The sequence below is a fragment of the Ruminococcus sp. genome, assembly GCF_024684275.1.
In genome coordinates, this window is sequence record NZ_JAIKXF010000096.1 from 56,491 (window position 1) to 69,178 (window position 12,688).

General features: G+C 48.3%; 13 protein-coding genes. 11 read left to right on the plus strand and 2 right to left on the minus strand.

Features of this window, described 5'->3' with window-relative positions; genetic code table 11:
- Positions 1-7: 7 nt before the first annotated feature.
- Both K5677_RS11100 and K5677_RS11105 read right to left on the minus strand, forming a co-directional pair.
- Complete coding sequence (locus K5677_RS11100) at positions 8-1,342, minus strand: hypothetical protein (RefSeq protein WP_296727971.1); 1,335 nt, start codon at positions 1,340-1,342, stop codon at positions 8-10.
- Between the two features lie 11 nt (positions 1,343-1,353).
- The gene (locus K5677_RS11105) at positions 1,354-2,712 is read right to left on the minus strand and encodes a citrate synthase (RefSeq protein WP_296727973.1); all 1,359 of its coding nucleotides are present in this window, start codon (positions 2,710-2,712) and stop codon (positions 1,354-1,356) included.
- 132 nt (positions 2,713-2,844) lie between these two features.
- Between K5677_RS11105 and spoIID the strand changes: the two genes are divergently transcribed.
- The 11 genes from spoIID (at position 2,845) to K5677_RS11160 (ending at position 12,639) form a co-directional block, all read left to right on the plus strand.
- Positions 2,845-3,867: a stage II sporulation protein D gene (gene spoIID, locus K5677_RS11110; protein WP_296727976.1), complete on the plus strand. Its 1,023-nt coding sequence runs from the start codon at positions 2,845-2,847 to the stop codon at positions 3,865-3,867.
- Between the two features lie 189 nt (positions 3,868-4,056).
- Positions 4,057-5,445, plus strand: coding sequence for a sugar transferase (locus K5677_RS11115; protein ID WP_296727978.1), 1,389 nt, complete (start codon positions 4,057-4,059; stop codon positions 5,443-5,445).
- Complete coding sequence (locus K5677_RS11120; RefSeq protein WP_296727981.1) at positions 5,442-6,506, plus strand: mannose-1-phosphate guanylyltransferase; 1,065 nt, start codon at positions 5,442-5,444, stop codon at positions 6,504-6,506. Before K5677_RS11115 ends, K5677_RS11120 begins: the two co-directional genes overlap by 4 nt.
- Positions 6,507-6,588: 82 nt before the next feature.
- Entirely contained in the window at positions 6,589-7,626 is a 1,038-nt protein-coding gene (gmd, locus tag K5677_RS11125; protein ID WP_296727982.1) for a GDP-mannose 4,6-dehydratase, read from the plus strand.
- Between the two features lie 31 nt (positions 7,627-7,657).
- Positions 7,658-7,921 (plus strand): hypothetical protein, encoded by a 264-nt coding sequence (locus K5677_RS11130; RefSeq protein WP_296727984.1) that lies wholly within the window; start codon positions 7,658-7,660, stop codon positions 7,919-7,921.
- Between the two features lie 30 nt (positions 7,922-7,951).
- Positions 7,952-8,224 (plus strand): hypothetical protein, encoded by a 273-nt coding sequence (locus K5677_RS11135; protein ID WP_296727986.1) that lies wholly within the window; start codon positions 7,952-7,954, stop codon positions 8,222-8,224.
- A gap of 9 nt (positions 8,225-8,233) precedes the next feature.
- A complete protein-coding gene (locus K5677_RS11140) occupies positions 8,234-9,007 on the plus strand; it encodes a hypothetical protein (RefSeq protein ID WP_296727987.1) in 774 nt (257 codons plus the stop codon).
- 12 nt (positions 9,008-9,019) lie between these two features.
- Positions 9,020-10,171, plus strand: a complete 1,152-nt coding sequence (locus K5677_RS11145) for a glycosyltransferase family 1 protein (protein WP_296727990.1) — start codon at positions 9,020-9,022, stop codon at positions 10,169-10,171.
- On the plus strand, positions 10,164-11,285 hold the full coding sequence (locus tag K5677_RS11150) for a glycosyltransferase (RefSeq protein WP_296727991.1): 1,122 nt from the start codon (positions 10,164-10,166) through the stop codon (positions 11,283-11,285). The genes K5677_RS11145 and K5677_RS11150 overlap by 8 nt, the downstream gene beginning before the upstream one ends.
- Before the next feature lie 20 nt (positions 11,286-11,305).
- Positions 11,306-12,274 (plus strand): GDP-mannose 4,6-dehydratase, encoded by a 969-nt coding sequence (locus K5677_RS11155; RefSeq protein ID WP_296727992.1) that lies wholly within the window; start codon positions 11,306-11,308, stop codon positions 12,272-12,274.
- A gap of 20 nt (positions 12,275-12,294) precedes the next feature.
- Positions 12,295-12,639: a hypothetical protein gene (locus K5677_RS11160; RefSeq protein ID WP_296727994.1), complete on the plus strand. Its 345-nt coding sequence runs from the start codon at positions 12,295-12,297 to the stop codon at positions 12,637-12,639.
- Positions 12,640-12,688 lie beyond the last annotated feature (49 nt).

Below are 12,688 nucleotides of genomic sequence, written 5' to 3' on the forward strand. Positions count from 1 at the left end.
TGGTGTATCAGTCTCTGTATCTGAATCCCACAGCCGCGTCGCCCGAGGTTATGGAAAGTCCGTCGTCATCTGTATCCGCATTCTGCGGTATACGGGCAAGGTAAGCCGAATCGCCCTTTGTATGCATGAGCATATAGCCGCCTGATATTCTGTCCTCCCGTGAGGGTACGTCCTCTGCGCAGAAGATATGCAGCAGCTCTCTGCCCATGTTTCCGTCCTTGAAAGCGCAGAAAACTATCTCGTCATTGACCACATCGCGCTTTACAGTGACCTTCCCCACCCATTTTTCTGGAAAAAGGAAAATATAACCGTCATTTACGCTGTAATATGAGGTATAGAGCGTTTCCAGCTTATCGACGCCTTTAACCTGCTTCCACTCAGTCAGTCTGAGCTGCTCGCTCTCGGGAGAATCCCCGTAGCCCGGAGCTGTTACCTGTACGGGTATCTCTATGCTGCCGTCACCGTCAACATCAAAGCTTCCGCAGCCTGAGGGGCGGATAGTTTCCGCAGAACTCTCGGGGGTGCTGAATACCTTGTGCAGGGCGCCGTCCTTCATGTAAAGGACCTCGGTCTGAACATAGCCTGCACCTGCCTGAGCGTCGATATATATGCCCATTTCGGAATTGCCCACCTTGCCGTAGCTGATGTCAAAATCATTGAAATTATCGCTGAGTTCAAGGAAGGACCTGTGGTATGTACCGCCGTCGTCAAGCTTGAAAGCCTCAGCCATAGCCTCATTTTCGCCTGTAGCTCCCATTAATCTGAAAAGCTCATACTGTCCGTCAAGGTCAAGGTCTGCCACGTCGAAAAAGGCATAGGACTTTGACTTTGAGAACGTAGGCGGCTCCTGTAATCTGCCGTCGGTATAGGTATATATCGAAACATTCTTTTCTGTACGGTTTATCATACTGGTTCCGATGATGATATTCACGCGGTCATTTGAGCCAAGCTTTGATATTTTGACCTCCTCTATCTCGCTGCCTGCGGCAGGGATATCATAGGCAGAGGTCCATTCGCCGTTCTCTTTTTTGTCGAGGACATTTATATGCAGTGGATTCTCGTCGGCTGCATGGTTGTTCCTCTCGTAGAACACAAGAGCCTCGTTGCCGCCGTCGCCGTCAATATCCTCGATTATGAACGCCGATAGATACTTGCCGGACTTTGGGTATTTAAGGCTTATATTCGATGTGTTCAGAGAAGTTGTCAGCTTTGAGTATATCTGCTCCTGCTCGGGACCGAGCTTAGGCGGAGTCATAAGGGTATCTATGCTTGCACCGAAGGTACAGCCCGTAAGAGCCGCAGCCGCTGAGAGGGCTGTAATGAAAGCTGTTATCTTTTTCATAGGATATGAGCTCATTCGCGCTCGGAAAGCTTAATGTATTCCTTTTCCTTTGCTATAGCCTTGTAAGCAGGTCGGATAATCCTTCCGCCTGTGAGTATCTCCTCCATGCGGTGAGCAGCCCAGCCTGCCATACGCGCAATAGCGAACAGCGGTGTGAAGAGCTCGTCGGGGATACCGAGCATACGGTAAACAAGTCCCGAATACATATCAACGTTAGCACACATCGCCTTTGAGCTGCCCTTGAGCTCGAGGAATATCTCGGGAGTAAGTCTCTCGATAGTTTCGAGAAGTCTGAACTCTGCCTCGATCTCCTTGCCCTTTGCAAGCTCGAATGCCTTTTTCTTCAATATAACGGCACGGGGATCAGAGATAGTATATACCGCGTGTCCCATACCGTAGATAAGACCCGAGTGGTCGTTGGTCTCCTTGCGGATAGTCTTGCGCATATAGTCGGCTACCTCGCCCTCATTATCCCAATGCTTGATATTAGCCTCGAAGTTGTCGAGCATATTGATAACGGCAAGGTTAGCACCGCCGTGACGCGGTCCCTTCAGAGAGCAAATAGCCGAGGAATAAGCCGAATACGGATCAGTACCCGATGATGTGAGAACACGGCAGGTAAATGTTGAGTTATTGCCGCCGCCGTGCTCAGCATGCAGCATGAGCAGACGATCCAGCATCTGAGCCTCGTCCTTTGTATACTGTCTGTCGGGACGGAGCAGCGAAAGGATACACTGTGCGGTGTTCTCCTCATAGTTTATCGGGTGCATTATCATGCTCTGGTTATCGAAAACTCTGCGCTTTACCTGATAAGCGTTAGCCATGATGACAGGCATTTTAGCGATAAGGCTTACCGCAGTGCGCATTTCATTTTCAAGGCCCTTGTTCTCACACTCATCATCGTAGGAATACAGAGCCAGTACCGAACGAGCCAGCTTATTCATGATATTCTTTGACGGAGCTTTAAGTATCATATCCTCAACGAACCCGTTGGGGAGATCTCTTTTCACTGAAATATATGAGCTGAAGGTCTTGAGCTCCTTCTCATTCGGAAGATGACCGAAAAGCAGCAGAAAAGCTGTTTCCTCATAGCCGTAGCGGTCATCCGCCTCAACATTCTCAACAAGGTCGTTAATGTTATAGCCTCTGTATATAAGCTGTCCGGGGATAGGTTCCTTTTCGCCCTCGTTGACTACATAGCCGTGAACGTTGCAGATATTGGTGATACCTGCCATAACACCTGTGCCGTCGCTGTTGCGAAGTCCTCTCTTGACATGATATTTTTCATAAAGCTTTGGATCGATAACGGAATTATCCGCAAGTCTCCCGCATAAATCTGTAATGTTAGCGCCTGAAATGTATGACGGCATCACGATCACACTCCTAAAACATATTCATTCTCAATTATACACCATATTAATTATAATGTCAAATGGTATTTACAATATAAAGAACTGTTATAAAACATACGTTCTTGTATATTGTGCTGAAAGGAGAAACCTATGAAAAAGCTGCTTATCTCGGCATTACTGCTCATCGTATCCGTAACCGTACTTCCTGCAATCCCCGTGCTTACGCGCAGCAAAAACAGCCAGAACGATGCAGAGCAGACTGTAAAGACAAGCGGGATATTTGCTGACAGCGAAAAAACTGCCGAAACATCCCGCTTTTCAGCAGAGCCCTACATGGTTCTCGACATCGAGAGCGGCAGGGTGCTGAAAGTGCCTGTCCGCGAATACGTCATCGGAGCTGTCTGTGCAGAAATGCCTGCTTCATTCGGTGAAGAAGCCTTGAAGGCTCAGGCTGTAGCCGCCCATACCTATGCTGAACGCCAGAGGCTGCGCGAAAAGGAAAGTCCCTCGCCGGAGCTGAAGGGAGCCGATTTCTCCAATGATACCGGGAAATATCAGGGCTATTACACAAAAGACCGGATAAAAGAGGCTTTCGGGGAGCATTTCGATGAAAATTACAAGAAAATTGCCGCTGCTGCCGACGAAGTACTGCCCTACGTAATCACCTACGATGACACACCTATTATCGCCGCATTCCACTCAATGTCCTCAGGCTTTACCGAAAGTGCCGAAAACGCTTGGGGAGCTCCGGTGGAATATCTTGTGGAGGTTGACAGCCGCTCCGATCTGACAGCGCCAAAATTCCGAGAGGACAAGCGCTATAAGGCGGCGGAGCTGAAAGCCGCTCTTGAAGCGGCTTTCGACGGCGTGTCCCTCGGTGATGATGTATCGCAGTGGCTCAGGGTACTTACGATCTCCGATTCCGGAACAGTACTGGAAGCCTCCGTCGAGGGACACACCGTAACAGGAGGTCAGGTGCGTTCCGCACTTGACCTCCGCTCCGCCGCCTTTGAGGTGCGCTATGAACCCGATGAGATCGTCATTACAACCAAAGGCTACGGTCACGGTGTCGGCATGAGCCAGTACGGAGCAGACGCTATGGCTGCACAGGGAAAAAGCTGGCGCGAGATAATCGGGCATTATTATCCAAACTGTACCATATCGCAGAGCTGAAGCCGTAATTTTCTAAAATTCTTTTGTGCAAAACGCAATAATAGTTTTTCATTTATTGCCAAATATGTCAAATTATATTGACAGGTCTTTTCAGATTTGCTATAATAACTCTGTACCGCTATTTGCGGCACATAGAGATAAGAATACAGATCACAAGGAGACTGCGTCCGTCACAGACGGATAGGAATTATGAACAAAAACAGAGATTTATATAAAAGATTCGTCACTTTTATTTCGGGAATACTGCTTCTTGCCATGATAACCGGCATTTTTGCCTTTATATGGTACAAAAACTACAGCGGCGAGATAGTGCTTCCCTACTACAGACGAGGAAACTGGGTGCTCATCGCCATATACTGCCTGCTGGTATGGCTCTTTTTCCGAGCATACGGCGGCTTCAAGCTGGGCTACCTGAAAAAGACCGATATGCTCTATGCGCAGATGATATCCATGATATGCGTGAATACGGTCTCATACTTTCTCATAAGCCTCATAGGACGACATTTCATGGCAGTCATGCCCATTGTCGCAATGAGCTGTGTTGATATGGGAGTCATAGCCCTATGGACTCTCCTTGCAGGCAAACTGTACTTCATGATATATCCGCCGAGAAAACTGGTCATCATCTACGGCAGTCATCAGGCGGCGGCTTTAGTCCTTAAAATGAGCCAGCGCGTGGACAAGTATATGATCTGCGAGTCCATAAGCATCAACGAACCCGAGGAAAAGGTCCGCGAGCTCATTATGAAGTACGAGGGCGCTATAGTATGCGACATCCCCGCCGAGCAGCGAAACGATTACCTCAAATTCTGCTTCGAGCACTCAAAACGTGCGTATATCGCCCCGAAAATTTCCGATATTATAATAAGAGGCGCAGACGATATCCGCCTCTTTGACACCCCTCTCATGCTCTGCCGAAATTACGGGCTTGATTTCGAGCAGCAGCTTTTAAAGCGCATATTCGATGTTATCTTCTCACTTGTTGCGCTCATTCCTGCGGCACCATTCATGCTCATTGCCGCTCTGGCAGTCAAGCTCTACGACGGCGGCCCCGTATTCTACAAGCAGAAGCGCCTTACCTTAGGCGGCAGGGAGTTCGACGTGTATAAGTTCCGCAGCATGATAGTTGACGCCGAAAAGGACGGCAAGCCTCGTCTTGCCTCAGAGGAGGACGACCGTATAACTCCCGTGGGAAAGATACTGAGAAAATTCCGCGTGGACGAGTTTCCTCAGCTCCTTAATATCCTCAAAGGCGATATGTCCGTTGTCGGACCGCGCCCCGAGCGTCCCGAGCTAACCGAGGAGTACAAAAAGGATATGCCGGAATTCGGCTTCCGACTCAAAGTCAAGGCTGGCCTTACAGGCTATGCTCAGGTCACGGGAGCCTATGACACAACACCGTATGACAAGCTGAAAATGGACCTGATGTATATAGAAAATTACTCAATACGTCTCGACCTTCAAATAATACTAATGACATTAAAGACAATGTTCTTCCCGCCCAAGAACAACGCCGAAACCGAGGAGCTGCTCCTTGCGGCGAAGAACAGCGAAAAAAAGGAGAACAACAAGCAATGAAAACCACCGCAGTCATCATGGCAGGCGGACGGGGCGAGCGCTTCTGGCCAAAGAGCCGAAACGCTACTCCAAAGCAGTTCCTCTCCCTCACCAAGGACGGAGAGACCATGATCCAGAAAACCGTAAAGCGTCTTATGCCCATTGTTGAGGCTGAGGACATCTACATCGTCACAAATGCGGCTTATACAGCCCTTGTGCAGGAACAGCTCCCTGATATTCCGCGAGAAAATATCTTAGCAGAGCCGTGTGCAAGAAATACTGCCCCCTGCATAGCCTTTGCAGCAGCAGTTATCAACCGCAGATACGAGGACGCAGTCATGCTGGTGCTGCCCTCAGACCACCTCATCGGCTATGAGGAAATATATATCAACACCCTCAAAAAATCTATAAAGGCTGCTGAAAACGATAATTGCCTCGTCACAATAGGCATTACCCCCGAGTATCCCGAAACAGGCTACGGCTATATCAATTTCGGCGAGGAGAAGGGCGACGTTTACGCTGTTGAGCGCTTTGTTGAAAAGCCCGACCTTGCCACTGCAAAGGAGTATCTTGCTTCCGGCAAGTATCTCTGGAACAGCGGTATGTTCGTATGGAAAATATCCTCCATCATGCACAATTTAAAGGCTCTCATGCCTGATATATATGAGGGAGCTGTACGTATCGGAGAGGCTTTCGGCACACCTGAGTTCACTGACGTTCTCGTCAAGGAGTTCACCGCTTTCAGAAGCGAGTCCGTTGACTTCGGCATAATGGAAAAGGCTGAGCATATCTACACTATCCCGGGAAGCTTCGGCTGGGACGACGTGGGAAGCTGGCTGGCTGTCGAGCGTATCAACGAGACCGACGACGACAATAATTACATCGACGGCGATGTTATCACCATAGATTCAAAGCGCACTACGGTCTGCGGCGGCAAGCGCCTTATCGCAGCAGTGGGAACAAGAGACATCATCATCGTCGATACCGACGACGTCCTGCTGGTATGCTCAAAGAACAATACTCAGGACGTAAAGAAGGTCATTGCTCAGCTCAAAGAGCAGGAAAGAACAGAATTTATATAATTGACAATTATTATGCGGCATTTCGGGACGATGCGGACATCGCCCCCTACAGCTCAGATTTGAATAAAAGGAGTAAAATATAATGAAAAACGCACTTATTACAGGAATCACAGGACAGGACGGCTCTTACCTCGCAGAGCTCCTTCTGGAAAAGGGCTATAATGTATACGGTATTTGGAGAAGAAAGGCTACCGTTGATTACGGCAATATCGCTCACCTCAAGGACAAGGTCCACCTCATCTATGCTGATATGACCGATCCTGTATCACTTATCTCCGCTATGAAAATATCACAGGCTGACGAGGTATACAACCTTGCTGCTCAGTCCTTCGTTGCTACAAGCTGGGACACACCTCTCGGCACAGCAGATATAGACGCTCTCGGCGTTACAAATATGCTGGAGGCTATCCGCATAGTAAAGCCCGAGGCTCGCTTCTATCAGGCATCCACATCTGAAATGTTCGGTCTGGTTCAGGAGATACCTCAGAAGGAGACCACTCCTTTCTATCCGAGAAGCCCATACGGCGTTGCTAAGCTCTACGGACACTGGATAACAAAGAATTACCGCGAGAGCTACAACCTTTTTGCCTGCTCGGGTATCCTTTTCAACCATGAGTCAGAGCGCCGCGGCATCGAGTTCGTTACACGTAAGATAACCGACGCCGCTGTACGCATCAAGCTTGGCGTACAGGAGTATATGGAGCTGGGAAATATGGACTCAAAGCGCGATTGGGGACACTCAAAGGACTACGTCCGCGCTATGTGGCTCATGCTCCAGCAGGACAAGCCCGATGACTACGTTATCGCTACAAACGAGACAAGAACTGTCCGTGAATTCGTAGAGACTGCCTTCAAGCACCTTGACATCGAGATAGAGTGGCAGGGCACAGGCGTTGACGAGATAGGTATCAACAAAGCAAACGGCAAGACTATCGTAAAAGTAAACAAGAAGTTCTTCCGTCCTGCTGAGGTAGATATACTTCTTGGCGATCCTTCAAAGGCTGAAAAGACTCTCGGCTGGAAGCGTGAGATAAGCTTCTCACAGCTGGTAGAGCGCATGGTAAAGAACGATCTTGAACTGGTACAGAACGAATTAAAGGTCAAGGAGATACTTGGCTGAGTTTTCGGCTGTAAATAAAGGAAAATGTATTATGAGATATGATGTGCTCAAAAATGTTAAAGGCGGATATAATAAAACTGATGTCCTTACGAAGCTCGATGCGCTCAATGCCTTGCTTATGATGGCAGAACAGGGCATTGACAGCTCAAAGATACTCCCCGAGCTTGACAGGGTACGTCAGCTTCCCCTGAGACAAGAAAAGGGAGGATTTTTCGGCAAGATAGGCTTCTCAGCTGAGGACACCGACGCATACATCGCAGACCTTGAAAAAAGTATCACAAAGGCATTAAAATAAAGGACAGCGCTTTCTGAAAGGAGCGTTATTATGGGAAATGAGATTTATTTTGACACCGTGCTGGGGGGCTATGTCAAAAAGGACGTCATCGCAAAGATAGACGCCTATAATGCGCTTATCGACAGGATAAGCGGAATGATGATCTCCGATGCAGCTATAAACGCAGAGCTGCTGAAAATAAGACATATGCCGCTGAGAAAGGCAAAAATACTGTTTCTGCCTGCTTCGGGCTTTTCTGTAAGCCAGACGGACAGCTATATAGACGACCTTGAAAGAGAAATAGCAGACAAGGTAATGCTTTAAGGCGGAAATATGATGGATTTCATCTGTTTGCTCAGCTTTTCGGAGCGATTCAAGGAGATCTTAGAGGATTACGGTCTGATAGCACTTGCAGCTGTACCAAGCTTAGTGCTTCTCGGCTGCCTTTTCGCAGTATTCTTCAGACTGCTCAAAAATGACATAAAAGGCTCGCTTTCAGCACTTTTTATCGTGCTGGGAGCCATCGCCGCACTGGTGGTGCCTGCATTTTTCATAGATCCCAAATTATGGGGAAATATAGTCATGCTCACCATTATAAGCATACCTGTCATATATTTTGCGTTGAATCAGCCCAAGAAAATGCTGAAAATAGTGCTGATAACTCTTGTCTGCATAGCCCTGCTCACTGCCATAACCTTTATTATCAGCCCGATAATAGCTTTGGCGGCTGCTGTCAACGGATTTATGGCAGTATTAACGCTTTCGGCTTTTTTCAGCCTGAAAAAATGCATAAGGCTTGAAAAAGAAGGTCTGCGCACAGAGGGCAGATTTCTGCGCTGGCAGCTCTGCGGCAGGAACGCCCGGGCTATATTCGGCTATACTACTGAGGACGGAGTTTACCACGAGGAGGCTATCCGTGATTATGCGGCTGCTTCACGTAAAATGAATAAACAGCCGCTGACTCTCCTCTATGACAGAGAGGACACAAGCACTGTATATGTACAGAAATATTCCCTTATAGCCTGTATCTCTTATTTCAGCATATTTTCCGCTTTATCGGCAGGAACACTGATATTTACCATATATCTGCTCATACTAATCAGATAAACAGGAGCTAATATGAAGATAACCTTCGACGCTGTGCCTATTTGCAGCGAAAAAATGACGGGCATCGGCTGGTGCGAGCTTGGACAGACTCAGGCTGTGGCAGAGCTTTTCCCCGAGAATAAATACGAATACAGCTTTTTTACAAGTGGTGACACTGAACGAATAAAGCGTGTGAAGAAGCTTGCAGGCAAGGATATAAAGCTCAATACATCGGGCTTTTCGGGCTTTGTCTACAGGGCTGTCAGCACATTTCTGCCGGTTCCATATTCCTTCTTCTTCGGCAGAAAGTCCCATATCACTCACTTTTTCAACTATATCATTCCGCCCTTTGTCCACGGCAAAAAGGTGGTCACAGTCCACGATATGGTGTACAAGACCTTCCCCGAGACAGTCCGCGGAAGAACAAAATATATGCTTGATATAGGTCTGAAACGCTCCATAAGACGTGCAGACCTTATCGTTACGGACTCGGAATTCTCAAAAACCGAGATAATAAAGTATTTTCCGAAATGTGAAAGCAAAATCAGGGTAGTCCCCTGCGGAGTTGACCTTGAACGCTTTCACCCATGTACAGAGCCTCAGCGTATCCCCGAGGTGAAAAAGTCCCTTGAAATTGAGGGTGACTACTTCCTCTACGTAGGGACTATCGAGCCGCGAAAGAACTTAGAGCGCCTTATCTCAGCTTATGCCGCCTTTGCCAAAAAAGTCGGTGAAAAAGCTCCTAAGCTGGTGCTTGCAGGGGGCAAGGGCTGGCTCGACAAGGGCATCTACTGCCGCGTTGAAAAGCTGGGCATGGAAAAGAATATCATCTTCACAAAATACGTCCCCTCAGAGGACATGAACCCTCTCATGTGCGGTGCTTTAGCATTCGTTTTCCCGTCGCTGTATGAGGGCTTTGGTATGCCTCCTTTAGAGGCTATGGCTTGCGGAGTACCCGTGCTGGCTTCTGGCGAGGCTTCTCTACCCGAGGTAACAGGTGACTGCGCAGTGATATGCGACGCTTATGACATAAAGAGCATAGCCCGCGGACTTTATAAGCTCTACAGCGACGAAAAGCTACGCAGCGAGCTGAGCCGCAGAGGACTTGAAAGAGCTCAGGGCTTTACATGGGAGCGCTCTGCAAAAATGCTCATGGACGTATACAGGGAGCTGAAAAATGAGTAAAAAACTTAGGATTCTTGAAGTAAACAAGGCTTATTATCCCCATATCGGCGGTATCGAGACCATAATCAGGCAGTATTCCGAGGAGCTGGGCAGACTTGACGGTGTTGAGGTAAAGGCTCTCGTCTGCCGTGACGGACGGGGCAGGACTATCCGCGAGAAAATGTGCGGCGTTGATATAACCCGTGCAGGAAGCTTCGGAACATATTTCAAATGCCCGATCTCACTTTCTTTCTTCAAATATTTGCGGAAAATGGCTAAAAAAGCCGATATTGTCCATATCCATGTACCATTTCCCCTTGCAGACGCGGCGCTTATGCTGTCAGGCTTCAAGGGCAAGGTAGTGGTGTCATGGCACAGTGACATTGTAAAGCAAAAGAAACTCATGCTCTTTTACAAGCCGTTCATGCGCTATCTGCTGAAAAGGGCTGATATGATACTGACGGCTACGGAAGGTCATGTGAAGCATTCTCTGTACCTGCCTGAATTTGCGGATAAGTGCAGAGTTCTGCCATATGGCATTATCCCCGAGGAATACCTTGCTGTACAGCGCCGTCCAGTACTCACCGAAAGAGCCTCTGACAAGAACAGCATCAAGGTGTTCTTCACAGGCAGACTTGTCTATTACAAGGGCGTTGACGTGCTTCTCCGCGCCTTTACAAAAGTAAAAGGCTGCGAGCTTTTCATTGCAGGCACAGGCGAGCTTGCGGACAAGCTGAAAGGCTATTCCGCCGCTCACGAAATGGAGGAAAAGGTTCATTTTCTGGGATTTCTCCCCGATGAGGAGCTCCGTCAGGCTTATGCCGACTGCGACATCTTCGTGCTTCCGTCGGTAGCTCCAAGCGAGGCATTCGGCATAGTACAGCTGGAGGCTATGGTCTACGGAAAACCCGTCATCAATACATCTCTCCCCTCGGGAGTCCCCTATGTAAGTCTCCACGGCAAAACGGGACTTACCGTACCGCCCTCGTCGCCAGATGCTCTTGCAAAGGCAATAATGCGCCTTGCAGAGGATAAGGAGCTCCGCGAAAAATACGGCAGAGCCGCCGCAGAGCGTGTACAGAAGGACTTCAACGAGAAAAAGATACTGAACGACCTGTATGAATTACTGAAATAACCGCTAAGGGAGGCAGACATTTGAAAGCATTGATAATAGGTGCGGCAGGCTTTGTGGGCGGATACCTTATCCGCGAGCTCTGCGGCGCAGGCTGGGAGGTACACGCTACCTGTCTGCCTGATGAAAATATAAGCGAGAGCTGTCCCTCATATCCTCTGGATATTATGAAAAAAGAGGATATATCGGCGCTTCTTGAAAAAATATCCCCCGATATCGTATATCACCTTGCAGCTCAGAGCTCCGTTTCCGTATCGTGGAAGCGCCCTCAGCTCACCGCAGAGATAAACGTTGTGGGAACTATAAATGTTCTTGAAGCTCTCCGCGAAACCGAAAAAAAGGACATACGGACCGTGCTTATCGGCTCGGGCGAGGAATACGGCTATATCCGTGAGGGCGCCTGTCCGCTGAGTGAGTCAGAGCCTCTGAATCCGGGAAATATCTATGCCGCAACTAAAGCTTGCCAGGGTATGCTGGGCGAGATATACGCAAGAGCATACAAAATGGATATAATAATGGTCCGTGCCTTCAATCACTCTGGACCTGCGCAGAGCAATATCTTCGTTATCTCGGATTTCTGCCGTCAGATAGCGGAAATCGAGAAAGGACTGCGCGAACCTGTCATAAGCGTGGGAAATCTCTCTGCAAAGCGCGATTTCACCGATGTCCGCGACGTTGTCAAGGCATACAGGCTTCTCGGTGAAAAGGGCAGAAAAGGCACTGTCTACAATGTGGGAAGAGGCAGGGCTGTTGAGATACAGTTCATTCTCGATACTGCGCTGTCCTTTGCGAAGCGTCCCATCGAGGTAAAACAGGACCCCAGCCGCATGAGAGCCTCTGACATACCGCTGATAGAGCCCGATGTATCACGTATCCTTGCGGATACAGGCTGGTCTGCGCAGATAACTATTGAGCAGACCGTCGAGGATACGCTGAATTACTGGCGTACAAAGCTCATGTCCTACGGAACATCTCTCGGAAAAGAACAGTAAAGACAGAGAAAAAATAAGGAGTGAACAAATTGTCCGATTTAAAGCTTACAAACGAGAAAATGATGACCTTTAAAGGCCATGAGAAGATCGGAGCGCTCAAGGCTGCCGAAAAGCTTACGGAATTCGGCGAAAGACAGAATACAGCCAACGAAATGCTTGCCGCAAATGTCAACGACCTTATCAAAAGAGTATGTGCTTTAGAGGATAAGCAGATACAGAATGAGGAAATAATGCGCAAAATAGCAAATGAGCTCGGCGCATTCAAAAAAGAGCTTGACCGCATACGCCTTGCGGAAAAACTCAACTCAGGCGCAATAGAACGCCTTGACCGCGCCATAAAGCTCTCAGAGGGCGATGGAAAATAACCATTTTGATATAAATTCATTCTTATTGATTATGTGAATTTTTTCGTCA

Coding starts and splice junctions, on each gene's coding strand:
- K5677_RS11100 (WP_296727971.1), bottom strand. CDS start 1,342: ATGAAAAAGATAACAGCTTTCATTACAGCCCTCTCAGCGGCTGCGGCT.
- K5677_RS11105 (WP_296727973.1), bottom strand. CDS start 2,712: ATGCCGTCATACATTTCAGGCGCTAACATTACAGATTTATGCGGGAGA.
- spoIID (WP_296727976.1), top strand. CDS start 2,845: ATGAAAAAGCTGCTTATCTCGGCATTACTGCTCATCGTATCCGTAACC.
- K5677_RS11115 (WP_296727978.1), top strand. CDS start 4,057: ATGAACAAAAACAGAGATTTATATAAAAGATTCGTCACTTTTATTTCG.
- K5677_RS11120 (WP_296727981.1), top strand. CDS start 5,442: ATGAAAACCACCGCAGTCATCATGGCAGGCGGACGGGGCGAGCGCTTC.
- gmd (WP_296727982.1), top strand. CDS start 6,589: ATGAAAAACGCACTTATTACAGGAATCACAGGACAGGACGGCTCTTAC.
- K5677_RS11130 (WP_296727984.1), top strand. CDS start 7,658: ATGAGATATGATGTGCTCAAAAATGTTAAAGGCGGATATAATAAAACT.
- K5677_RS11135 (WP_296727986.1), top strand. CDS start 7,952: ATGGGAAATGAGATTTATTTTGACACCGTGCTGGGGGGCTATGTCAAA.
- K5677_RS11140 (WP_296727987.1), top strand. CDS start 8,234: ATGATGGATTTCATCTGTTTGCTCAGCTTTTCGGAGCGATTCAAGGAG.
- K5677_RS11145 (WP_296727990.1), top strand. CDS start 9,020: ATGAAGATAACCTTCGACGCTGTGCCTATTTGCAGCGAAAAAATGACG.
- K5677_RS11150 (WP_296727991.1), top strand. CDS start 10,164: ATGAGTAAAAAACTTAGGATTCTTGAAGTAAACAAGGCTTATTATCCC.